Origin of the sequence: Rothia sp. HMSC068F09 (assembly GCF_001812775.1) — a bacterium.
Taxonomy (GTDB): Bacteria; Actinomycetota; Actinomycetes; order Actinomycetales; family Micrococcaceae; genus Rothia; species Rothia mucilaginosa_A.
In genome coordinates this window covers 50,747-74,500 of sequence record NZ_KV810418.1, presented here as the reverse complement: position 1 = coordinate 74,500, position 23,754 = coordinate 50,747, and the positions used below count along the sequence as shown (strand labels likewise).

The window sequence follows — 23,754 nt, the reverse complement described above, 5'->3', positions numbered from 1 at the left end:
CACTCACAACGGCAGCGAAGGAGCACCGTGTCTATCACCCCGACTACTGTTCAGCTATATACAACTCTTTGGGAGGGCGATGTTGTAGAGCGTGTTACTTACCAGCTCTATAACCGAAACATTACGATTGATAAGCTCCCCCGCACTCTGCTTGAGAAATACAAAAACGAAGAGGAACTGCATTTCTCCGGTATCTACTTCCTCACGAATTCCTCAGCAAACGACCCCCGCCTGTATATTGGCCAGGCGGCAAAACGCCTGAATGGAAATGGGCTGATAGGCCGTATTCGTGAGCATGACCGCTCTAAAGATTTCTGGGATACCGCGTATCTGATTACTTCCACCGACAATTCTTGGGAAGCGACGGAACTGAACTACCTGGAAAGCGCGTTCTGTCGTGAGGCTCAGAAGGTTGGCAGATATCGTCTGGAGAATGGCATTATCCCCTTCGCCGGAAATATCGCAAAAGTGAAGAAAGCAATTCTGCGTTCCCTCGTCCTTGAAGTTCTACTGATGCTACGCGCGAGTGGTCACCGCATGTTTGAGCCCATCACCCCGAAGAAGGCTAAGTCGACGGGTACAGAGGTAACAGCGAATGCACCGGCTGATGATTCTTCTACTATTTCTCAGCCGGAAGAAGCTCAGCTCCCTGCCGCTTTGGCTGATGCAGTATTCCGCATTAAGCGCAAGGAGTTGAAGCATCCGGCTCGCGCTCGGATTGTCAATATCTCTGGTACTCGTGTGGGCGTTGAGGTATTTGAGGGTGAGCTTCTGCCGGTGCGTGCACCGAAGAAGGCCGAGGCGCGCTATCTGAAGGATTTGGAGGCTTTGGAAGCTACCCGCGCTGAGCAGGTTGCCGCCGGTCACCTGGATGGTTTGAAGATTGTGAAACCGATTGAGTTTACAAGCCAGTCTGCTGCTTCCCGTTTTGTTCTGGGCGGCGCTTCGAGCGGTAATGCGGATTGGGTTTTGGAAACTGATCCGAACATTTCGCTGGGTGGGTTCCTGCAGAACCTTGACGGTTCTCAGAACTAATCCCCTGTGTGCTGTATATGAGAAGACCCGGCGGGTACTACATCTTTAGTACCCGTCGGGTTTTCTACTAGTTTTAGGATTACCCAGCCTGATTGCTCTCGCTCTCGAAGAGGCGGTCGCAAAGTTCCCCGTCAGCTTCGGTCACGATAATGACCGGCTTACCACCCGCAATCTTGCGTACGCGGGCGAGCGTGTCAGCCTCATCTTCACCGGGAGCCACAGGGACCACCTGACACTCCCCTCTCGCCTTCTGCGCAGCGAGCGCAACAAGTGCTCTATGTTCCGGATTTCGGCGAGCAGACAGGTTGAAACGACCCGCAATACGAGCCCGCTCCTTCATCACCTCGACGCTTGCCATACCTTCGCCCCTTTCAAAATGCACTTCAACAGCAAAGCCTGCTAATTCTTCGTGAACAAACTTGGCTTCCCGAAAAACCCGGCGGGCTATCCGATGGATAGCCCGCCGGGTCCGTTTTCGTCTGCTACAGCACTTATTTTCGACTATTAAATAGTCCAATAATCAATACTGCTATTGAGATGCCGTATAGAATTCCAAGCACCATGTCGCTGACATTTGACACTACGTTCAAGATAATTGCCAGGATCAAGAACAGCATCCCAACAGGAACATACTTATTCGACTTCATACGCTCGTGCTCCCTCAATATTCAACAGCGATACGCCATTTCAGGGCTATATTAAATAGCTGCAATATACATAATATTGATTTTTGAGAAAATTGTCAAAATTGAGAGGAATCCAGCGATTGTCTTATGTTACATCTTTTTCATTGCGTTTTCAGCAATTTTACGAGTCACTACCCCCATTATCCAGTGAACAAATATCAAATTTAGAAACATTAAAATTACACACAGAATGGATGCTGCAACTATACTTTCAAAAGCAAGCCCCAAATATTCAATGGAACTATATACTAAATAAACACTACCCGGAAAAAGTACAATGCTTGAAATTAGCGACGGAATATACCTCCTTACTACGATGCTTTGCGCTATATGAATTAATAAATGTATCAAGAATGCGATAAACACACCTGTCCACACTATATACACTTTCCATATTGTAGCCACATAAGTCACTACAATACATATCACATATTCTTCAAGCACCGCAACCGAAAATCCCTCAGTACTGAAGTTTCTATACAATTTTCGAAGGATACTATATTTTTCTATTAGGTCAAGATTTTTTTCAAACCATACCCTAAAACCTACTATCTCCTCCATCTCATGGACCATAAAAATAACAGGAAACAACCACAGATTTACTTCCACTTTCACCTTCTAAATATCTAGATTTAATTACATAGACCGAATAATTCCTTGCCGTTATTATTTTTTAAATATAATCATCATTTCAATTATAAGACCGTGGTGAAAATTTTAGGCTGAAACACTCCTCTTTTTAGAATACTCAAAGAGACCACCCCCTCCGCAGCTTGTCGCCGCAAAGGGGGTGGTTTCTATATGCGAGCTAGACCAGACAGCCTAGTGCTACTCAGCAGCCTCAGTGCTGGGCTTGGGGTCTTCGTTCACGCGGTTGCGGATATGCTCCACAATACGTGCCACAGCCTCATCCACGGGCACGCCGTTCTCCTGCTTGTTACCGCGGAAACGGAACGAAACAGCGCCGTGCTCCGCATCCTCACCGCCGGCAATCAGAATGAACGGAACCTTCTCAGTAGACGCGGTACGAATCTTCTTGGTGAAGCGATCCGAACCGTAATCCACCTCAACACGCACGCCGTGCGCACGCAGCTTGTCCGCGATCTCGGTCATGTAGTCGTTGAACGCCTCAGCCACGGGAACACCAATGACCTGAACCGGCGACAGCCATGCCGGGAACGCACCCGCATAGTGCTCAGTCAGCACGCCCAGGAAGCGCTCAATCGAGCCGAACTTCGCCGAGTGAATCATGACCGGCTCCTGCACGGTACCGTCAGCAGCCTGGTACTCCAGACCGAAACGGCTCGGCTGGTTGAAGTCGTACTGCACGGTCGACATCTGCCAGGTACGGCCAATCGCGTCCTTCGCCTGAACCGAAATCTTCGGGCCGTAGAACGCAGCACCACCCGGATCCGGAACGAGCTCCAGACCGGTCTCCTTCGCAACCTGCTCCAGAACCGCGGTAGCCGCCTCCCACTGCTCATCAGTACCGATGAACTTATCCTTCTTATCACCCTCAGTGTCGCGAGTCGACAGCTCAAGGTAGAAGTCAGTCATGCCGAAGTCCTCAAGCAGGCTCAGCATGAACTTCAGCAGGTGACGCACCTCGTCCGGTGCCTGCTCCTTGGTCACATACGAGTGCGAGTCGTCCTGGGTAATCATGCGCACGCGGGTCAGGCCCTGCAGCACGCCGGACTTCTCGTCACGGTACACGGTGCCGAACTCGAAGAAACGCAGCGGCAACTCACGGTACGAACGGCCACGAGAACGGTAAATCTCGTTGTGCATCGGGCAGTTCATAGCCTTCAGGCGGTAGTTACCGTTGTCCAGCTCCATGGGCGGGAACATGCCATCCGCGTAGTACGGAAGGTGACCGGAAGTGTAGAACAGGTCTTCCTTCGAAATGTGCGGGGTGCTGACGTACTGGAAGCCCTCCTGAATGTGGCGGGTGCGCACGTAGTCTTCCATCTCGCGCTTAATCACGCCACCCTTGGGGTGAATCACCGGCAGGCCGGGACCAATGGTCTTCGGGAAGGAGAACAGGTCCAGCTCACGGCCCAGACGGCGGTGGTCGCGGCGCTCCGCCTCAGCGATGCGCTCCTTGTAGGCGACCAGCTCGTCCTTAGTCGGCCATGCGGTACCGTAAATACGCTGCAGCATGGGGTTCTTCTCAGAACCGCGCCAGTACGCGCCACCGGCACGCATCAGGGCGTAACCGTTAGCAATCAGCTTGGTGTTCGGCAGGTGCGGGCCGCGGCAGAGGTCCTTCCAGACGGTCTCGCCGGTCTTCGGGTGCACGTTGTCGTAGATGGTGATTTCACCCTCGCCGACCTCCACGGATGCGCCCTCGGCAGCATCCGCGCCAGAACCGGGGCCCTGGCTCAGGGAGAGCAGCTCCAGCTTGTACGGCTCGTTCGCCATCTCGGCGACGGCCTCGTCGTGGGTGACCACGCGGCGGCGGAACAGCTGACCGGACTTGATGATCTTCATCATCGACTTCTCGATCTTCTTCAGATCTTCCGGGGTGAAGGGCTCAGCCACATCAAAGTCAAAGTAGAAGCCGTCAGTAATGTACGGGCCAATACCCAGCTTGGCGTCCTTACGGTACTCCTGCACCGCCTGCGCCATCACGTGCGCGGCAGAGTGGCGCAGAACGTTCAGGCCGTCCGGCTCATGAATGAAAACCGGCTCAACGGAATCGCCAGCAGACAGCTCGTGGGAGAGATCAACCAGCACGCCGTTCACGCGTGCCACAACGATCTTCGGGTCGTCAGCGAACAGCTCAGCGGCAGTCTTCGCGGTGACCTCGCGTTCCTCACCGGAAACGCTAATAACAATTGCTGAAGAATCAGCGGCAGACATAAGTCTCCTTAACTCAGGCGCTCGCGGCCGCTCGGGGCGCCGCGGGTGCGCATACTATTCCGCACTGTACTGGTGCACGGACACACACCATCTTACAACGGCTCCCAGCCAACGCTCAGCTTGAGGGCGGACTAGTCCGCATGATGCTCACGCGTATGCTCGTGAACGTCAGTCACAATGTGACTAATATGATGGTCCTTCAGACGATAAATCGTGGTGCGGCCGTGCTGCTCGCGGTCAATCACGTGCGCCTCACGCAGGATGCGCAGGTGATGCGAGGCCAGCGGCTGAGAAATACCCAGGCAGGTGTGCAGCTCGCTCACGCTGTGCGGGCGGTGCACCAGGTGGTGCGCAATGGCCAGGCGCAGCGGGTTCGCGAGCGCCGAGAAGATTGCCACGGACGGGCCGAACTGCTCCTCCCAGTCCTTGGGGCCGCTCCCCTCGAAAAGAGGTGCGGAGGCGGGCGCCCCGGTAGCGTGGTCGGCGTGGTGGGTGTTAGCTTCGGCGGAATTTTCGTGGTGGTCTTCGTGGTGGCTAGTCATAGTATTTTCACCTTATGTACAGGTGCGGGGCACGTCAAGGAAGTTACGCCTGCGCGGCGTGCTTTCTTGACGTGCCCCTCTCCCCTATGTGCGCTAATACTGCTGGTGCGTCCGGCTAGCGGTTAGCGACTGCCACCTGCAGGTAACCCTCGGAGGACTTCACGCCCTTGTCGGTCACCGCGCGGTAGCGAACCAGCGGCGCGAAACCCTGCTTCGACTTGGCGGTCACCGCAATGCCCTGGGTGCCGTCGGGCAGGTTCACCACGCGGTAGGTGCCGTACTCGTCGCTGTAGGAGCTGACGACCTGGCCGCGCTGGTTCAGCAGCTCCAGCTTCTTCACGGTCTCACCGCGGCTGAACGCGCCGAAGGAAGCCTCGTCGTTGTTCAGCACCGCCACGTTCTGGGTGGTACCCGAGTACAGCGAGACCGAATCCTCGCGGGCAATCGGGCTGTTCTTATCCACAACGTGCACCTTCAGCGGGATCGAGTACAGCTGCGCGGCTGCACCCTTCTTCGCCTTCACGTCGGACATGCGGGCGGGTGCCTTGCCGGTGCGGTTCACGGTAATCTTCGAACCATTATCGCGACGCAGGTCCCAGGTGGTGCCGGTGACCTCGTGGGTATTCAGATCAATCGAGTAGGTGCCGGTCTTGCCGTTGGAGGCAAAACGAATACCGGTCTCAGCGCTGGAGAACTGGCCACCAGCGGTGTTGACCTTCTCCTTGTTCACCCAGCGGCTGGGGCGGAAGTTCGGGGTCTGCTCGATTTCCTGGAAATTGTAGTCGCGGGCGTAACGGTAGTTCGGGGAGACCTTGTGGCTCTGGTGCACGCTCTGCGCCACGGCGGTTTCACCCGAGTAGACGGTGGCGTGATGCTCTGCCGGCTGGTAAATCACGCCGGACCCGGTTCCGGTCTTGCCGTAGGAGTCAGCGGGGAAGCTGAACTTCACGGCGCCCGAGGCCTGGTTCACCGCGGTCGCCTGGCTGTCGGCGTCGCTGATGCGCGGCGCATCCGGGGTGCGCACGGTGGCGCGGCGAACGCGCAGGCTGCGTGCGGTCACGGGGCGTGCAATCTTCTCCGCGGCGCCCTGCTTATCCTTATCGGCGGCGTTATCCGCCGCGTTATCGGTGACGGCCTTCGCATCGGTGGCGGCGTTCGTCTCGGGAACCTGCAGGCCCTCGCGGCGGGCGGCGTTCTCTGCGGACTCGGTGTAGTTCACCGGCATCCACTGCACCTGCTGCCACGGGAACTGGTTGCCCGTAAAGCCGCTGGGCACGAAGTTCGCGAACATGGCGGCCAGCTGCGGGTCTTCCTTGTACACGTTCTTACCCTGGCGCGCGTAGGGCGCGTAGGAGCTGGGAGCCTCCAGGTTGAAGGCGTTGGTGAAGAGGTTGTGGTCCGTCAGGATGAAGCCGTATTCCTTCATCGCGGTCAGGATCATGCGGGTGAGCTGGTCGTCCGCGTGGCCGGTGTTGGCCAGGAACTCCTCCACGTCGAAGCTGGCGGGCAGGAAGCCACGCTGGCCGGCACGCGGTGCGTTCGGGTACTTGGAAAGGTCCAGCTTGCCGTCGGTACCCTTCGCGGGGAAGGAAGCGCTCATGGCGGCGTAGTCGGCGGCAGTAATGGAGACCATGTGGTTGATCTTGCCGGCCTTCAGCTCGTCCACGCCAATCTGGGTGAGCTCGTTGGCCATGCCCACGACCGAGGAGGTGCCGTTCTTGAGGGTCAGCCAGTAGTTGTCCTCGCCCACGCCCTCGAAGTTGGGCTTGGCGAGCATGTAGCCGCCCGAGGAGACGTGGTAGGTCGCAGGGTAGTCCACCGCCACGGGAATATCCACGGTGCCGCGGGTTCCTGCAGGCACCTTGTAGGTAATCTCACCGGTGGTCTCGTTGATGGACGCGCCGGGCACATTCTTGGCCAGGCGGAACTTGGCGCCGCGCGCGATCGGGTACGAGGTGCGGGCGTTGCCGGACTTCACGTCGATGCTTACGGGGGCCTTGATGGTCACGGTCTGACCGGCGTTGCCGCGGCCCACGGTCTCGTACTGAATCTTGGCGCTCTTGGGGGTGGAGGCGTTGCCGCCGCCAACCTGCACACGGGCGGTGCTGGTGTAGGTCTGGGCGTCGGCGTCCTTCACGAACTTGAAGTAGGAACGCCAGATGCCGGTCGCCTCGTCGTACAGGGCGAGGGACTGGTCACCCGAGAGGCCGTGGTCTTCGGCCAGCCAGCCCGGAATCGGCACGCCGCCGGTCAGGATGCGCTTATTCTCAGCCTTGGCGTTAACGCGCTGATCGCGGGAGACGACCTCGACATACTCCTGGTGCGGGTTGGCGGAGTTCACCGCGAGGGTCGGGATGTTCTCGTGGGCGCCAACGGTCTGGGAGCGGTCCTTGCGGACGGTACCCGCGTTAATGGCGGTGGTGACGGGGTGGTTACCGGCGTCCGCGCTGTACTCGAGGAAGGTGCGGCTGATCTCGCTGCTGTTGGGGGCAACGGCTTCGGTGCCGGTGAGCTTCTGCGCGGCGAAGGAGTCGCTGGCGAGCTTGCCACTCAGGGGCGAGGTGTTCTCGGTGGTAATCAGGTTTTCCCGAGTCAGGGACGAGTTCACCGGTGCCAGGGTGTTGATGGTCTTTGCCTGCTGGTCTTCGTTCCAGTAGCAGGTGGGGCCGGGTGCCACGGAGGTGAGGGTTGCGAGGGTCGGCACGTTCTTCTGGCCGGCCTCAACGCAATTGGTTTCGCTGGAGGTGCCTTGCGTGGTCGTCGAAGCGGCGGGAGCCGCGAAGGTTGCCGGCAGGTTGGCGCCGGTGATGGCGGTGGCCAGTGCCGCGGTGACGGCGAGGGATGCGCGGCGGCGGCCGGCAACGCGCGGGTTCGCGTGTTGCTCCGAGCCGGCGGCCAGGCCCGTCGCTGAGGTTAGCGCGAGGGCCTGCGTAAAGTTCTGCGCGGCGGCCTCAGCAGTGGTACCGCGGGGTTCTGTACCTGGTTTTTGGGTGCAGTAATGGTCATGCGTTTTTCTTCCGTTCGTGTCGGCTTGTTTGAGTGAGTGCGTTTGTATGAACAAACACGGACGTGAGTGAAATATTCGTCTGCGAGTGCGTTGCGACGCCCCGAGAAACTGGCAGGAATTCCCAGGAAACTCTCAGACAATCCCCATACCCTACCGATTCCCGAGGGGTAAGCGCAAAACGAGAATGTGACAGTAACCACCCATATAGTCGCTAAAGGTTTAGGTTCAGGGTGAATTATCACTGCACTGTAATGTATTTACAGGTGTTCGTTTCAAAAGAATTTGCACCCGAGTGCCTAAGCCTTCCTCCTAGTCAGAGGAAACTCCCGACGAAAAACAAAAAATCCGCACCCTTCCCCGAAATGGTGCACCAAACAAGCCCACTGTGACCCCCGACATGACAAATGTTGAATTTCTCACACTCGGCCACATCCTGGGACTCCTGCCCCATCGCACCCCCGTAGCCACCCCGCCACAAACACCTCGAACCCCTTCGCGCGAGGGTGAAATCGGGGTAAAGGGTGAAGGTTTTTACACCCTAATCCCGCTCTTGCGCACAGATTAATCATTCATTCCTGCAATTTTTCTTACCCTAGAATGTAATCCCCCTTGCGCGGTTTCCACTAGGCAGATAAGGCATAAAAGGGCATCCCACCCGCGCCTTGCCGACGCGGATGGGATGCATAAGTATTCAGTTCTGGAGGCCTTCTGAGGACCCGGGCGAAGGGCCGCAATCCGGGCCTTTTCAACAGGAACCGGCACGAAACCGTATCGGCCGAACCGGTCCCGCATCGTCCCTATCCTGCAGACACTCCCCTACAGCGCGCCTGCCTCCGAGCAGACATTCACCAGCTCGCCGATGCCCTCGATGCGGGTGCGCACCTCCTGCCCCGGCTTCAGCCACCGGCGCGGATGCAGCGAAAGCCCCACACCGGCGGGCGTACCCGTGGCCACGATATCGCCGGGCTCCAGGGTCATGAACCGCGAAATATACGACAGCAGGTACGCGGGGCTGAACAGCATGTCCGCGGTCGAGCCGCGCTGACGCACCTCACCGTCTACCGCGCAGGTCAGCTCCAGGCCGGCAAGCGGATCCACCTCGTCGGCGCTCACGATGACCGGGCCGAACGGAGTCATCGCATCCCAGTTCTTACCCTGGAACCACTCCGAAGAACGCCCTTGCCAATCACGCACCGACACGTCGTTGATGACCGTGTAGCCCATCAGCGCCTCAAGCGCCTGCTCCTCGGTGGCGTTGCGCAGGCGCACCCCGACCACCAGGCCCAGCTCAACCTCCCAGTCGACCTTCGTGCTGCCCGTGCCGTCGTCGGCGGGCATGCGAATCTGATCATTCGGGCCGATGAGCGCGTTCGAGAACTTCGCAAAGAGCGCCGGGTACTCGGGCACCGGCAGGTTCATCTCTTCGGCGTGGTCGCGGTAGTTCAGGCCGGCGCACACGACCTTGCCGGGCTTATCCAGCGGCCGCACGAAGGGCAGGGATTCCCAGAGCTGCTCGCTGTGACCCATGACCGTCGCGCCGTTCTCCTTCAGAATCGACAGCGCGTTCTTCGGGTCGCCAAAGTTCAGGCGGAACCGGCTGTAGAAATTGAGCAGAGGGCTCAACTTGGCCGGCAGCTCGTACACGGTCTCCTCGAAGAAGCAGACCGCGCGGCTGCCCTTCGAGTCTTTAATCTGTGCCCAACGCATATGCGCTCCTTTGCTTTACTCTAGTGCGTTTACTGTGTACGGATGTTCCGGGGCTCCCCCCTCGGGCCGCCTACTTGAAGCCGTGGCTCGCGTAGGCCTCCACGATGGCGTCCTCAAGGTCCTCCATGAGCAGGCTCGGGTTCGCATCCTGCGCCGCGCCCACCGTGGCGGGGTCGAGGTCCATGCCGAGAGCACGGTACACATCAGCGGTGACCGCCCGCAGAGGCGCAGAATCGGAGACCACGATGCCGGTGCTAAACCACCAGCCGCCGGTCACCACGCGCTGGGCGGTGCCGACCAGTTTGATGCGGCCACCACCTGCGGAGGCGGGCAGCTGCGCGTGCACCGAATACTCGCCGGGGCAGTACTCCCCCGGAATCTCGCCCATGCGCGCATCCACGCCGACCTCGCGCAACGCCTGTGCGTACATGGAACCGAACAGTTCGTAGCGTAGGGTGTTGCCGCTGCGGGCGTCGGAGGCGGGCTGAAAATGGTCCACGACCAGGCACCCCTGATGGTATGCGGCGGCATGCCCACCGACCTTACGCACTAGCACCTCGAAGCCGTGCTCAGCACACGCCGCAGAGGCTTCCGCGAAGCCGGAGTTCAGCTCGTCACGGCGGCCGAACGCGACCGTCGGGTTCGGCTGATACATGCGTAGGGTGGCTTCACGCTTGCCGGTTGCCACCTCGCGGAGCATCTGCACCGTCTGCTCGTGGTGAATGAGGATATCACCCGACTCGGGCGTGGTTTCTCGAATAATCTGCACGTTCCTATTTTACGTTGCGCTCGTCACGCTGGCGTGTGGGTTGCGGAGCGTCTCAAGGGCGGCCCAGGAACAGCTCAGGGGTAGCCCAAGGGCGGCGCGTTCCTCAGCGCTCCCCCGGCGTTCTCCCAGCGTTCTCTCCCGGTCATTTTCCCGCCGCATCCCCCGCCGCCCATACGCGGCATCATACCCACATTTTTATGCCGAATTTATTCACTCCGTGAATCCAAACCATTACGATTAAAGGACTACGTGGCATCCCACACGTTGCCACAAGTACACAACACAGCATGACAACGCAGAAGAAACGCGCACACCGTGACGGAACCACCCGCCACGGACCAAACTGTACGTTTCATATAAGGAGTACGGACATGTCACAGTCCACCAACACAGCGGCACCCGCCGCCGCAACCAAACCGGAGGTGAACGGCAAGGACGCGAACGCAGCCCGCAAGCAGCGAAACAAGCTGATTCTGCACGTTGCCATCATCCTTGTAGCGACCCTCGCCATCTGGTTCGTTCCCGCCCCCGAAGGCGTCGACCCGCGCGGCATGCACATGCTCGCCATCTTCGTCGGCACCATCCTCGGCCTGATCCTGCAGCCGCTACCGACCCCGTCAGTGGCGCTTGTTGGCCTGGGCGCCGCAATGATTACCGGCACCATGGCGGCAAAGAACGAGGCGCTGACCGGCTTCGGTAACTCCTCCATCTGGATTATTGTTGCCGCGTTCTTCATCGCCGACGGCTTCCTCATCACCGGTCTGGGCAAGCGCATCGCACTGCTGTTCGTGCGTGCGCTCGGCAAGTCCTCGCTCGGTCTGTCCTACGGTATGGCAATCACCGACCTGGTGCTCGCCCCCGCCACCCCCTCCAACACGGCGCGTGCCGGTGGCGTGATTTACCCGATTATCCGTTCCCTCTCCGAGGTCAACGGCTCCACGAACGAGACCCCCGAATCGCGCCGTAAGCTCGGTTCCTACCTGCTCATGACCGAGGCGCAGGTCAACACCATCACCGCGGCAATGTTCCTGACCGCAATGGCGGGTAACCCGCTGGCGCAGAAGTTCGCGCACGACCGCGGCATCAACCTTGACTGGGGCACCTGGGCGCTTGCGGCAATCGTTCCCGGCCTTGCGGCACTGATTGTGATGCCGTGGATTATGTCGAAGATTTACCCGCCGACCATCAAGAAGACCCCGGACGCACCCGAGCACGCCCGCCAGGAACTGCACGAAATGGGCCCCATGAGCTCCAAGGAATGGATCATACTCGGCACCTTTGTGATGCTGCTGGTCCTGTGGGTTACCGGTACTTCCCTGGGTATTGACGCCACCAGCGCAGCATTCTTCGGCATCGCAATTCTGCTGGTCACCAAGGTCCTGACCTGGAAGGACCTGGCGAAGAACTCCAGCGCATGGTCCACCCTCATCTTCTTCGCCGTACTCGTCGGTATGGCAGACCACCTGAAGAAGCTCAAGGTCGTGGACTGGATTGGTCAGCAGGCGGCGAACAGCGTCAGCGGCATGGCGTGGCCCATGGCGTTCGCGGTCCTGGTTCTGGCGTACTTCTTCATCCACTATATGTTCGCTTCGAACACCGCGCAGATTGTGGCACTGTACGCTGTGTTCCTCGGTGCGGCGGTTACCGCGGGTGTTCCGCCGATGTTTGCGGCGCTGTTCCTCGGCTTCATGGGTAACCTGATTGGTGGTATCACCCACTACGCCTCCGGCCCGGCCGGCGTGTACTACGGTTCCGGATACTTCAGCGTGGGCGAATGGTTCAAGGTCGGTTTCATGGCCGCTATCGTGAACCTCGTCATCTGGGGTTCTGTCGGTACCGCATGGCTGTTCGCACTCGGCTTCGCTAACTAGTAGCGCAAGCCCCGCGGCGGCTTAGCTCAGCGTCAAGCACTGTATAAAAGCCCGGCAATCGCTGCATAAAGGCCCGGTATTCTCACGTGAATTTTCGTGTGAGGATGCCGGGCTTTTCAGCGCCCGCTGGATGCTCCGCACGGCGGTTTTTGGCGCGGTTTACAGTGCAAAACCTAGCAATCCCCCACCCCCTCCGTTAGGGTAGAAGAAAGACCCACAGCACCCTGGAGGACGCCGTGCATCAGGACCAGCACACTACTGCCCAAGCCAGCACCCAAACCACCACCCTGCCCAGCAGCAACCCCGCGCAGCTCAGTAGCCCGGCGCTCACCGAGCCGCAGCCGCTCGGCGCGTTCCCCGCCGGTTTCCTCTTCGGAGGCGCCACCGCCGCCAACCAGTTCGAGGGCGCCTGGAACGAAGACGGCAAGGGCCCCAGTCTGCAGGATGTGCTGCCCGCCGGCGGCCTGTACCCGCGCACCGCAGAGCCCACCGAGGACAACCTCAAGCTGGAGGGCATCGACTTCTACCACCGCTACCGCGAAGACATCGCACTGCTCGCGGAGATGGGGTTTAAGGTCTTCCGCTTCTCCATCGCCTGGTCGCGCATCTTCCCCCGCGGCGACGAAGAAACCCCGAACGAGGCGGGCCTCGCCTTCTACGACCGCGTGCTCGACGAGCTCGAAAAGCACGGCATGGAGCCGCTCATCACCCTCAGCCACTACGAAACCCCGCTGCACCTGGTCGAAGCGTACAACGGCTGGACCAGCCGCGAACTCATCGGCTTCTACGAATGCTACGCCCGCACCGTGTTCGCCCGCTACGGCAAGCGCGTAAAGTACTGGCTGACCTTCAACGAAATCAACTCGATGCTGCACCTGCCGTTCATGTCCGGCGGTATTAACACCCCGGCGGATCAGCTCAGCGACGCCGACCTCTACCAGGCGATGCACCACGAGCTGGTCGCCTCCGCGCGCGCCACCGCGGCGGCTCGCGAACTCGCGCCCGGCGCGCAGATTGGTTGCATGATTCTTGCCATGCCCACCTACCCGCTCACCCCCGACCCTGCCGACGTACTCGCCGCCATGCAGGCGGAACAGGCGAACTTCGCGTTCGGCGACGTGCACGTGCGCGGCGCCTACCCCGGCTACTTCCTGCGAGCCCTGCGTGAGAAGGGCGTGGAGCTGAACATCACCGAGCAGGACCGCGAAGACCTGAAGAACACCGTGGATTTCGTGTCGTTCAGCTACTACATGTCCACCTGCGCGACCGGCGACCCGGCACGCGGCGAGCGCGGCGAAGGCAACATCCTCGGCGGCGTGGCGAACCCGACCCTGCCCGCCAGCGAATGGGGCTGGCAGATCGACCCGACCGGCCTGCGCGTGGTCCTCAACCAGTACTGGGACCGCTGGCAGAAGCCGCTGTTCATCGTGGAGAACGGCCTGGGCGCACGCGACGAGCTGGTCGAGGTGGACGGCGAACTCACCGTGGAAGATGACTACCGCATCGACTACCTGCGCCAGCACCTGCACGCCGTACGCGAGGCGATTGAGGATGGCGTGAACGTGCTCGGCTACACCACCTGGGGATGCATCGACATGATTAGCGCCTCCACCGCGCAGATGTCCAAGCGCTACGGGTTCATCTACGTGGACCGTAACGACGACGGCACCGGCACCCTGGAGCGTTACCGCAAGAAGTCCTTCCACTGGTACCGCGAGGTGATTGCCAGCAACGGTGCGGAGCTGTAACCGGTCAGGTTCTACCCCCGCCCCGCGAAACTAGCACGCGAAACTCAGCATATAAAAGGCCCCCGAGACTCCGAATCTCGGGGGCCTTTACGTACATAATGCCTAGTCCATGGGCAGGTCGTTCATGCTGGTGGAAACGTACTCCCACCAGGTCGGCACCAGCCCCGCGTTCAACGCAACCCGCTGCGACAGCATGTGCGACGGGCTCGTACCGTAGAACGGCAGGTACCCTTCCGCCAGGGTCAGGCGTGCGGCATCGCGCACCAGGGCACTCGCAATACCCGCGCCGCGGAAGGCGGGCAGCACATCAATACCGATCTGACGCATAATCGGCGAGTCGTCGCTCATACCCACCATGGCTACCGGGTCGGCATTTGCGGGGATGCCGGCACCTTCGGTGTCACCGGCGCCGTCTACAGCGTAGGCGGCGAGCACCAGCACATCCGGGCGGCGTTCACTAAAGCCCAGGGCGTTTGAGTAACGCTTATCCCCGCGGAACGACTCGATCTGCTCTTCGCTCAGCAGGTCCACGCGCAGGCGGGTTACGCGCGCTTCCGTATCCTCCGGGGCAACCTCAAGCGCCCCCGCGGAGGCGTTCGCCTCCCTGCGAATAGTGCGCTCGCCGGTGATTTCGGCAAGCAGTGCCGCCTTCAGCTCGGCGGGGTCGACGCGGCGCATCATGCCCACACCGGGCACGGCGCACTTGACCTCCTGCGCCTGCACGCCCTCGGGTACGACCGAGTTCAGCAGGGCGCGGCCGGGCGTATAGTAGATGCTCGTGCCGCTAACCTGCTGGGTGTAGGGGGTGAGCAGTTCGTTAAGCTGGCGAAGCTGTGCATAGTCGCCCAGCCAGTTCGACTGGTCGCCGAGCATGTAGTCGATGGCTTTGTCCAGCACGCGCGGATGCTTGGCGCAGAGAATGCCTACGCTCGCGTAGTTGGCGACGCGCAGCTCCCAGATGTCGTCGTTGCGGCGGCGTGTGGCACCCATCTTCTCGGAGGGAGGCTGCACGGTGGCGAGTAGCGGTAGGCTCTCGGCCTCAGGATTGTCGCGCATCTCTTGAAGGGCGCGGCTAATCGACCCGGGCGCCTGGCAGAAGTCCGCCTCAAGCTGGGTGTGCAGGATGTGCCGCGCCCGGTCCAGGGTGGTCACGGCACCGCGACGCGCACCGAGGGCGGCGAGCTTGGCTTGGGCTGCTTTGACGCGATCTTCGGTGTTCACGGGGTCCTCTCGTTCGTCATTGAGTTTTTGGTTGAGATGCGGTCACCGCATCCCGCCGCAGTGTCATCGACGGGGAGACGGGGCGGCAATACGGTCTCAGCCCGACCCTACGCGCCACACGGGCGCGGGGTCGGGCTGCCTACGCTATTTCAGAATTTCCGCCAGGAAGGCGCCGGTGTGCGAGCCTTTGACGGTCGCCACGTGCTCCGGGGTACCTTCGGCGATGACGGTGCCGCCGCCGCTACCGCCTTCGGGACCCATGTCGACAATCCAGTCAGCGCACTTGATGACGTCCAAGTTGTGCTCGATGGTGATGACGCTATTGCCCTTGTCAACCAGCGATTGCAGCACGGCGAGCAGCTTGCGGATGTCTTCAAAGTGCAGGCCGGTGGTCGGCTCGTCCAGCACGTAGATGGAGCGGCCGTTGGAGCGCTTCTGCAGTTCGGTTGCGAGCTTCACGCGCTGCGCCTCACCGCCGGAGAGGGTGGTTGCGGGCTGTCCCAGGCGAATGTAGCCCAGGCCCACGTCCACGAGGGTGTTCAGGTGGCGCGCAATCGGAGTGAACGCGGCGAAGAACTCTGCGGCCTCCTCCACGGGCATTTCGAGCACGTCGGCGATGGTCTTGCCCTTGTAGTGCACCTCGAGGGTTTCGCGGTTGTAGCGCTTGCCGTGGCAGGTTTCGCAGGGCACGTACACGTCCGGCAGGAAGTTCATTTCAATCTTCAGGGTGCCGTCGCCGGAGCAGTCCTCGCAGCGGCCGCCCTTCACGTTGAAGGAGAAGCGACCCGGGGTGTAACCGCGCATTTTCGCCTCGCTGGTCTCTGCGAACAGCTTGCGGATGTGGTCGAACACGCCCGTGTAGGTGGCGGGATTCGAGCGCGGGGTACGGCCGATGGGCGACTGATCCACGTGAATGACCTTGTCCAGGTGTTCCAAGCCGTCGATGCTCTTGTGGCGGCCGGGCACCTGCTTGGCGCCGTTGAGCTTGTTCGCCAGGGAGGTGTACAGAATGTCGTTGACCAGGGTGGATTTACCCGAGCCGGACACGCCGGTCACCGCGGTGAACACGCCCAGGGGGAAGGACACGGTCACGTTCTTGAGGTTGTTTTCGCGGGCGCCGCGCACGGTCAGCTGGCGCTTCTTGTCCACGGGGCGGCGGGAGGCGGGCACCTCGATGCGGCGGCGGCCAGCCATGTAGTCGCCGGTAATGGATTTGGTGTTCTTCAGCAGCTCCTCAAAGCTACCGGAGTGCACGATTTCACCGCCGTGCTCGCCGGCGCCGGGTCCTACGTCCACGATCCAGTCGGCTTCGCGCATGGTGTCTTCGTCGTGCTCAACCACGATAAGCGTGTTGCCCATGTCGCGCAGCTTGGTGAGGGTTTCGATGAGGCGGCGGTTGTCGCGCTGGTGCAGGCCGATGGAGGGCTCGTCGAGCACGTAGAGCACGCCGACCAGCCCCGAGCCGATCTGGGTGGCCAGGCGGATGCGCTGGGCCTCACCGCCGGAGAGCGTACCGGCGGAGCGTGAGAGGGTCAGGTAGTCCAGGCCCACGTCCAGCAGGAACTGCAGGCGCGCGTCAATTTCTTTGAGGACCTGCTCGCCAATCTTGGCTTCGCGGGCGCTGAGCTGCAGACCACGCACGAAGGCGAGCGCGTCGGCCAGGGACAGGTCGGTAACCTCGGCGATGGACTTGCCGCCGACCTTCACGCCGAGGATGGTCGGGTTCAGGCGCGCGCCGCCGCAGGAGGGGCAGGCGACCTGGCGCATGTACTGTTCGTAGCGGTCGCGGGCGAAGTCCGATTCGGTTTCTTCGTGCTTGCGCTTAATGTAGGCCTTCACGCCCTCGAATCCGGAGGTGTAGCGGCGTTCGCGGCCGAAACGGTTGCGGTAGGAGACCTCAACCTTGTAGTCCTTGCCGTCCAGGATGGCGGCGCGGGCCTTGGCGGGCAGGTCCTTAAAGGGAGTGTTCAGGTCGAAGCCGAGCTCCTCCCCCAGGCCGGCGAGCAGGCGTAGCCAGTATTCGGTGGTGGCCTTGCCCTGCGACCAGGGGGCGATGGCGCCCTCGCCGAGGGTCAGGTCGGGGTTGGGCACGAGCAGGTCGGTGTCGACCTCCAGGCGCGAGCCGATGCCGTCGCAGGCGCTACACGCGCCAAACGGCGAATTGAAGGAGAAGGAACGCGGCTCGATGGTGTCAATCTGCAGCGGGTGGTTATTGGGGCAGGCGAGGTTCTCGCTGAAGGAGCGGGTGCGCTCGGGGTCGTCCTGCTCGCGGTCCACGAAGTCGATGAGCACGCGGCCGTCGGCGAGCTTGAGAGCGGTTTCGACGGAGTCAGTCAGGCGCTGGTGAATACCGTCCTTAATGACGATGCGGTCGACGACCACCTCGATGGTGTGCTTGTACTGCTTGGCGAGCTTGGGCGGATCGGAGAGCTGCACGGTTTCGCCGTCCACACGGGCGCGCGAGTAGCCCTGGGTGAGCAGGTCCTTGAAGAGGTCCACGAACTCGCCCTTGCGTGCACTGACGACGGGCGCAAGAATCTGCAGTCGGGTGCGTTCGGGGTATGCCTGCAGGATGTCCACAATCTGTTGCGGGGTCTGCCGGGTGATTTCCTCACCGCAGACCGGGCAGTGCGGGTGGCCGATGCGCGCCCAGAGCAGACGCATGTAGTCGTAGATTTCGGTGATGGTACCGACGGTTGAGCGCGGGTTCTTGGAGGTGGACTTCTGGTCGATAGACACCGCCGGCGAGAGGCCCTCGATGAAGTCTACGTCGGGCTTGTCGACCTGGCCCAGGAACATGCGGGCGTAGGAGGAGAGCGATTCGACGTAGCGGCGCTGACCCTCCGCAAAGATGGTGTCGAAGGCGAGGGAGGACTTACCGGAGCCGGAGAGGCCGGTGAAGACGACCATCGCATCACGCGGGATGGTGAGGTCTACGTTCTTGAGGTTGTTTTCGCGGGCACCCTGAACCCGGATACTGGTCAGATCGTTCGCTTTGAGTGCGGTGCTACCGTGTGCTGGGCGGGGTGTCATCGAAAATCCTTTCGTCTTATCTTCGAATTTAAATTCTACACCTTAGCGCCCTGTAGCCGGCGGGATTAAGTTGCCGGCGTACGGGGCGTAAGGGTGCAGTGCGAAGCCGCACGGCGAGCCCGAAGCATCCGCAAAAACGCGCGGAAGGAGGGGCGTCGCGCACGCACGAAGAGACATTCCAAATTCGCGTGGCGGCGAGAGCGCGCCGGGGCCGAGCTACCAGCCGCGGGTGCCCCACTCCTCCAGGTGCGGGCGCTCGTCACCGAGTGTCGTGGAACGACCGTGGCCGGGCAGCACGATTGCGTCATCATCGAAGCCGCCAAAGAGCTTTTCGAGCACGTTGGAGAAGAGCTCACCGAATTGCTGCGGGGAGTCGGTTTTGCCCACGCCGCCGGGGAAGAGCGCATCGCCGGTAAAGAGTAACGTGACGGGGGTGCCGTCCTCCCACGCGGTTTCGAGCACGTAGACGATGGATCCGGGGGTGTGGCCGGGCACATGCAGGGCGCGCACCACGGTGTCGGAGAGGTAGAAATCGAAGACCTCACCACCGTGCAGGCGCTCCTCCACTTCGAAGTTCTCCTGCTCCTTAATGGCGTCGGCATCGGCATCCCCGGCGGAGGTGATTGCGCCAGTGAGCTTCTCGAGCTCGGCAATGGCGCGAATGTGGTCCCAGTGGCCGTGGGTAACCAGGATGCCGGTCAGGCCGATTGCGCGGGGTTTGAGGGCATCAAAGTCTTCTTCCTTCTCCATGACGCGCACGCGGCGGTCCTCGGCATCGGTGAGTTCCAGCTGCGGGCAGTCCTGAAGTAGTGCATCGAGGGTGAAGGCGTAGAGCTCCTCGGCTTCTGCGGCCGGGTCGATGAGTACCTGTTCGCCCGTGGCGCGCATGGTGATGAGGTAGACGCTATTGTCCATCTCGGAAACACTGAGCGCGCGCACGGTCAGTTCGGGGTTCTCGAAGATGAGGGTGGATTCGGGGTATGTAGTCATACTTCCAGTGTAGGGGGTGTTCCAGTTTAGGAGGTGCCGGGGTACTCCCCTGCGGGATGCGCCTCGGCGGTTTCTTGGGTGCGCTCGACTTTGAACGCACAGCCTTTGCCCGGGACGGGTGCAGCTCGGATGAGGTTCCGGTCGAGGCACCGCATGAATTTTAAAAGTTAAACAGAGAAGCGACCGTGCATCGATACACAGTCGCTTCTCATGACACCCAGGGGTATCTATCACTCACTCAAACACAAGCAACCCGAGGACTTTGGAAATCTCACGATTACTTGATGCATCCATCATAGCGGAGTTTTTTCACCCTGTCCGGCGAGTCATTTTGGTACGGAACGCCAATTTAAGTGACCGGAGCCTCACTGTAACCGTTCTGTAATAATTCCACCCGTTTTTTAGGATATACATACGTACCAATTTTATTTTTCTGCTCCAATAAGTGAGCCATATCACTGAAAAAAATTTTTAGCTTTCCCTCAATTTGACACTCAGGTGCATCTTTCTCAGGGGGTCCCGCTGAGACATTTACGAGGGTTGAATACCCCGTTTTCCCTTGATATTCCGCGGAATATCAACCTAAACCTAAAGAAACTTTCTAGTTGAAGCAACTACTTTTCACCTCGTTTTGACCACATCCCTTCGCATTGCCCGCCACAAAACAGCCCACAAAAGCCTCTAATGGGAAATCTTATTGGTCTGCTCCACTCCTAAAAACACCCAGTTGGCCAACGCTTTTATAAACAAAGGCTTCATCATCCACCCTTCCATGGACCCGAAAGTGCAACCTCGAAAATTTTCACAAAAAAGAAAAAATACTAGTCAAAGCCATATTTTCACAAAATGCAGGTGTATGACTCGCTTAAAAATCAACCTCCAGAGGGTGTTTAACGAAAGATAAGGCTCAAGCAAATATCGAGGAGGAAAAATAACACATACAGACCAATTTAAGATTTACAGACCCCGAAAGGGCCCCTCATGGCAACCCCTTACAGTCCGTATATCACCCCGTAAATAAACCCTCCAGCTCATAGTGAGGGTGGTCTTCAAGCCACCTAGCGGAGCTCTCCACAGACGACGAGCGGCGAAAACAACCGACGAATCAGCATCACCGACGGGGCTAGATCACCCCCCGGCAGACCCCATATCGGCACACGGCGCGCAGAAAGGCGGCGCCCCTCCCCCGCTCTAGGGAAGGAACGCCGCCTCTTACCAGCTATAGATTAGCTGAAACAGCCGTCTTAGGACAGGCCGACCATCACGCCGTTCTCGTCGAAGCCGATGCGCTCAGCCGCGGGGCTCTTGCTCAGGCCCGGCATGGTGCGCATGGTGCCGCAGATTGCGTAGACGTAGCCGGCACCGGCAGCCAGGCGAACCTCACGCACGGGCAGGGTCCAACCGGTCGGAGCGCCCTTCAGCGATGCATCCGAAGAGATGGACAGGTGGGTCTTCGCGATGACCACGGGCAGGTGCGAGTAGCCCAGCTCCGCAAAGCGCTTGAGCTGCTTAGCGGCGGCCGGAGCAATCGAGATGCCGTCCGCGCCGTAGACCTTGGTTGCGACCTTCTCAATCTTGGTCTCGATGGAGTCCTCAAGATCGTAGGTGTACTTCAGGTCCGAAACGTCGTCGCAAGCCTCAGCCACAACGTTCGCCAGGTCGATAGTACCCTTACCGCCCTCGGCCACACCGTGGTGGATGGCCACGCGAGCGCCGGCCTCCTCGGCGATACGGCGAATCGTCTCGTGCTCGGAATCGAAGTCGGTCGGGAAGGCGTTAATGGCCACGACCGGCTGAACACCGAAGTCGCGCACAATCTCGATGTGCTTCTTCAGGTTCTCCGCGCCCTTCTCCACATCGGAGGGGCTTTCCTGCAGCATGCCCTCGGGCAGGGGCTTGCCCGGAACGATCTTGTACAGGCCGGAGTGGGACTTCAGGGAGCGCACGGTCACGACCAGCACTGCGGCGTCCGGCTTCAGGCCGGAGACGCGGCACTTGACGTTGAAGAAACGCTCAGCACCCATGTCGGCGCCGAAGCCAGCCTCGGTAATCACGTAGTCGGAGTACTCCAGGCCCACGTAGTCAGCAACCACGGAGGAGTTACCGGTTGCGATGTTGCCGAAGGGGCCGGCGTGAATCAGGGCCGGGGTGTGTTCCAGGGTCTGCAGCAGGTTCGGGTTGATGGCGTCGGCCAGAATCACGGACATTGCGCCGTCAGCCTTCAGGTCGGCCGCGGTGACGGGCTCGCCGTCATAGTTCAGGCCAATCACGATCTTTGCCAGGCGCTCGCGCAGGTCCTTGAAGGAGGTGGCCAGCGAGAGAATCACCATGATTTCGGAGGCGCTGGTGATGTCGAAACCGGTCTCGCGGACCACACCGTCCATGCGCTCGCCCAGGCCCACGACGATGTTGCGCAGGGAGCGGTCGTTCATGTCGATAACGCGGCGCCACTCGATTGCGCGCGGGTCGATGCGCAGCTCGTTGCCGTGGTGCAGGTGGTTGTCAATCATGGCGGCGAGCAGGTTGTGGGCCGCGGTGACGGCGTGGAAGTCGCCGGTCAGGTGCAGGTTCAGCTTCTCCATGGGAACGATCTGGGAGTAGCCACCACCTGCGGCACCGCCCTTGATGCCGAAGGTCGGGCCCATTGCGGGCTGACGCAGAGCCAGCGCAGCCTTGCGGCCGGTCTGTGCGAAGCCCTGTGCGAGGGAGACGGAGGTTGCGGTCTTGCCTTCGCCAAGCGGGGTCGGGGTCACCGCGGTCACCACGATGTACTTGGAGCCGCGCTTGCGGGCGGTCTCTGCGTTGGTGCTTTCGTCGAGCAGAACCTTGGCGACGTACTTGCCGTAGGGTTCGAGGCGATCTTCGCTGATGCCGCTCTCTGCTGCGATCTTGCTAATCGGCCACAGATCGGCAGCAAGCGCGATTTCGAGGTCGGAGGGGAAAGGCTTCTTCGTCATTGTCATCCTTCGAGTTGTACGAATCATGCTCTTTCATTCTATGTGTTAGCTCACGCATTTGTCCCTCACCTCGCCGTCCCGCGCATCAAGAAAGTGGTTTTTAACGAAAGTCATCCCCGCCTCCGGTACCCTACGCTCACATGGGGTGGGCAGGGTCGGATGCGGGGATGAGTAACGCGTACATGCCGGATTGCCGGTACAGGAACCGGCTCTACGACCAGCTATTACGGCATGGTCAGCAGCACCTTGGTGGCGGTGCGCTGGTCCATTGCCTCGTAGCCCTTGGGGGCCTCGTCGATGGGCAGGACCAGGTCGAAGACCTTACCGGGCTCAATTTCGCCCTTGTAAATCAGGTCGATGAGGGTCGGCAGGTACTTGCGCACGGGGGCGGGGCCACCCTCCAGGTGCACCTGCTTGCCGAAGAGAGCATCGGTACCGATGGAGCTGTCGTGCGGCACGCCCACGAAGCCGATGTAGCCGCCGTGGCGTACGCATCCAAGAGCCTGGTCGAAGGACTGCTGGGTGCCGACAGCCTCCGCCACGCCGTGTGCGCCCACGCCGTCGGTGAGCTCCATGACCTTGGCGATGCCCTCTTCGCCGCGCTCCTCCACGATGTGGGTTGCGCCGAATTCCTTGGCGAGCGCCTGACGTTCGGGGTTGCGGGACATGATGATGATCTTCTCCGCGCCGAGCTGCTTAGCGCCGATAACTGCACTCAGGCCGACCGCGCCGTCGCCGACGACGACAATGGTCTTGCCGGGGCCTGCCTGCGCTGCGTCTGCTGCGTACCAGCCGGTGCCGAGCACGTCGGAGGCCGCCATGAGGTGCGGGATCTGCTCCGCGGTGGGGGTTGCGGGGGTCTTGACGAGGGTGCCGTCCGCGAAGGGTACGCGAGCGTATTCTGCCTGGGTGCCGTTGGAGCGCATACCGATGAAGGCGTCGCCTGCTGCGATTGCCTTCAGGCAGCGGGAGGGGTAGCCTGCGGTGCAGGTTTCGCATTCGCCGCAGGAGATGCAGAAGGAGCCTACGACAAAGTCGCCGGGGGCTACGGTGGTGACCTCGGAGCCTACTTCGACGACCTCGCCGATGTATTCGTGGCCCATTGCCCGGTGGTCGACAGGCTGTGCGCCGCGGTAAGACCACAGGTCGGAGCCGCAGATGCAGGAAGCCGCGAGCTTGATGATGGCGTCGGTGGGTTCGAGCAGGGTCGGCTTGTCGACCTCGTTGACGACGACCTTACCGGGGGCTTCCATGACGACTGAACGCATGATGTTCCTTCCAGGATTTGGGGATAGTGGTTCCACAGTACGCCCCGCACCCCGATAT

15 protein-coding genes are annotated in these 23,754 nt (G+C 60.6%); 3 read left to right on the top strand and 12 right to left on the bottom strand.

Translation table 11 applies throughout. From position 1 onward, the window contains the following. Nucleotides 1-27: 27 nt before the first annotated feature. Nucleotides 28-1,035, top strand: coding sequence for a GIY-YIG nuclease family protein (locus HMPREF2874_RS02135; protein ID WP_070648779.1), 1,008 nt, complete (start codon nucleotides 28-30; stop codon nucleotides 1,033-1,035). Between the two features lie 79 nt (nucleotides 1,036-1,114). On the opposite strand, the gene HMPREF2874_RS02130 is transcribed toward HMPREF2874_RS02135, so the two are convergent. The 7 genes from HMPREF2874_RS02130 to HMPREF2874_RS02100 form a co-directional block, all read right to left on the bottom strand. Further along, complete coding sequence (locus HMPREF2874_RS02130; protein ID WP_070648778.1) at nucleotides 1,115-1,393, bottom strand: aminotransferase; 279 nt, start codon at nucleotides 1,391-1,393, stop codon at nucleotides 1,115-1,117. A 418-nt stretch (nucleotides 1,394-1,811) separates the two neighbouring features. Further along, entirely contained in the window at nucleotides 1,812-2,330 is a 519-nt protein-coding gene (locus HMPREF2874_RS02125; RefSeq protein ID WP_083309815.1) for an HXXEE domain-containing protein, read from the bottom strand. Nucleotides 2,331-2,549: 219 nt separating this feature from the next. Beyond that, a complete protein-coding gene (thrS, locus tag HMPREF2874_RS02120) occupies nucleotides 2,550-4,583 on the bottom strand; it encodes a threonine--tRNA ligase (protein WP_070648777.1) in 2,034 nt (677 codons plus the stop codon). A 131-nt stretch (nucleotides 4,584-4,714) separates the two neighbouring features. Beyond that, nucleotides 4,715-5,125: an ArsR/SmtB family transcription factor gene (locus tag HMPREF2874_RS09475; RefSeq protein WP_083309814.1), complete on the bottom strand. Its 411-nt coding sequence runs from the start codon at nucleotides 5,123-5,125 to the stop codon at nucleotides 4,715-4,717. A gap of 115 nt (nucleotides 5,126-5,240) precedes the next feature. Next, nucleotides 5,241-8,186: a Rib/alpha-like domain-containing protein gene (locus HMPREF2874_RS02110; RefSeq protein WP_246823748.1), complete on the bottom strand. Its 2,946-nt coding sequence runs from the start codon at nucleotides 8,184-8,186 to the stop codon at nucleotides 5,241-5,243. Nucleotides 8,187-8,948: 762 nt separating this feature from the next. After that, nucleotides 8,949-9,839 carry a fumarylacetoacetate hydrolase family protein gene (locus HMPREF2874_RS02105; protein ID WP_070648776.1) on the bottom strand — a complete coding sequence of 297 codons (891 nt, stop codon included), beginning with the start codon at nucleotides 9,837-9,839 and terminating at the stop codon, nucleotides 8,949-8,951. Between the two features lie 70 nt (nucleotides 9,840-9,909). After that, complete coding sequence (locus HMPREF2874_RS02100; protein WP_070648775.1) at nucleotides 9,910-10,608, bottom strand: lipoate--protein ligase family protein; 699 nt, start codon at nucleotides 10,606-10,608, stop codon at nucleotides 9,910-9,912. A gap of 371 nt (nucleotides 10,609-10,979) precedes the next feature. On the opposite strand from HMPREF2874_RS02100, the gene HMPREF2874_RS02095 reads away from it, so the two are divergent. Both HMPREF2874_RS02095 and HMPREF2874_RS02090 read left to right on the top strand, forming a co-directional pair. Next, nucleotides 10,980-12,479 carry an anion permease gene (locus tag HMPREF2874_RS02095; RefSeq protein ID WP_070648774.1) on the top strand — a complete coding sequence of 500 codons (1,500 nt, stop codon included), beginning with the start codon at nucleotides 10,980-10,982 and terminating at the stop codon, nucleotides 12,477-12,479. Between the two features lie 236 nt (nucleotides 12,480-12,715). Beyond that, complete coding sequence (locus HMPREF2874_RS02090) at nucleotides 12,716-14,227, top strand: glycoside hydrolase family 1 protein (RefSeq protein WP_070648773.1); 1,512 nt, start codon at nucleotides 12,716-12,718, stop codon at nucleotides 14,225-14,227. A gap of 102 nt (nucleotides 14,228-14,329) precedes the next feature. On the opposite strand, the gene HMPREF2874_RS02085 is transcribed toward HMPREF2874_RS02090, so the two are convergent. The 5 genes from HMPREF2874_RS02085 to HMPREF2874_RS02065 form a co-directional block, all read right to left on the bottom strand. Continuing rightward, nucleotides 14,330-15,448: a GNAT family N-acetyltransferase gene (locus HMPREF2874_RS02085; protein ID WP_070648772.1), complete on the bottom strand. Its 1,119-nt coding sequence runs from the start codon at nucleotides 15,446-15,448 to the stop codon at nucleotides 14,330-14,332. 144 nt (nucleotides 15,449-15,592) lie between these two features. Continuing rightward, the gene (gene uvrA, locus HMPREF2874_RS02080; RefSeq protein ID WP_070648771.1) at nucleotides 15,593-18,481 is read right to left on the bottom strand and encodes an excinuclease ABC subunit UvrA; all 2,889 of its coding nucleotides are present in this window, start codon (nucleotides 18,479-18,481) and stop codon (nucleotides 15,593-15,595) included. 216 nt (nucleotides 18,482-18,697) lie between these two features. Next, nucleotides 18,698-19,471 carry an MBL fold metallo-hydrolase gene (locus HMPREF2874_RS02075; protein ID WP_070648770.1) on the bottom strand — a complete coding sequence of 258 codons (774 nt, stop codon included), beginning with the start codon at nucleotides 19,469-19,471 and terminating at the stop codon, nucleotides 18,698-18,700. Between the two features lie 1,244 nt (nucleotides 19,472-20,715). Continuing rightward, entirely contained in the window at nucleotides 20,716-22,428 is a 1,713-nt protein-coding gene (locus HMPREF2874_RS02070) for a formate--tetrahydrofolate ligase (protein ID WP_049343008.1), read from the bottom strand. 224 nt (nucleotides 22,429-22,652) lie between these two features. Next, a complete protein-coding gene (locus HMPREF2874_RS02065; protein WP_049347328.1) occupies nucleotides 22,653-23,696 on the bottom strand; it encodes a zinc-dependent alcohol dehydrogenase family protein in 1,044 nt (347 codons plus the stop codon). Between the last annotated feature and the right edge of the window lie 58 nt (nucleotides 23,697-23,754).

Excerpts from the sequence above, each read along its gene's own strand:
- HMPREF2874_RS02130 (WP_070648778.1), bottom strand. The coding sequence starts at position 1,393 with ATGGCAAGCGTCGAGGTGATGAAGGAGCGGGCTCGTATTGCGGGTCGT.
- thrS (WP_070648777.1), bottom strand. The coding sequence starts at position 4,583 with ATGTCTGCCGCTGATTCTTCAGCAATTGTTATTAGCGTTTCCGGTGAG.
- HMPREF2874_RS09475 (WP_083309814.1), bottom strand. The coding sequence starts at position 5,125 with ATGACTAGCCACCACGAAGACCACCACGAAAATTCCGCCGAAGCTAAC.
- HMPREF2874_RS02105 (WP_070648776.1), bottom strand. The coding sequence starts at position 9,839 with ATGCGTTGGGCACAGATTAAAGACTCGAAGGGCAGCCGCGCGGTCTGC.
- HMPREF2874_RS02095 (WP_070648774.1), top strand. The coding sequence starts at position 10,980 with ATGTCACAGTCCACCAACACAGCGGCACCCGCCGCCGCAACCAAACCG.
- uvrA (WP_070648771.1), bottom strand. The coding sequence starts at position 18,481 with ATGACACCCCGCCCAGCACACGGTAGCACCGCACTCAAAGCGAACGAT.
- HMPREF2874_RS02075 (WP_070648770.1), bottom strand. The coding sequence starts at position 19,471 with ATGACTACATACCCCGAATCCACCCTCATCTTCGAGAACCCCGAACTG.
- HMPREF2874_RS02070 (WP_049343008.1), bottom strand. The coding sequence starts at position 22,428 with ATGACGAAGAAGCCTTTCCCCTCCGACCTCGAAATCGCGCTTGCTGCC.
- HMPREF2874_RS02065 (WP_049347328.1), bottom strand. The coding sequence starts at position 23,696 with ATGCGTTCAGTCGTCATGGAAGCCCCCGGTAAGGTCGTCGTCAACGAG.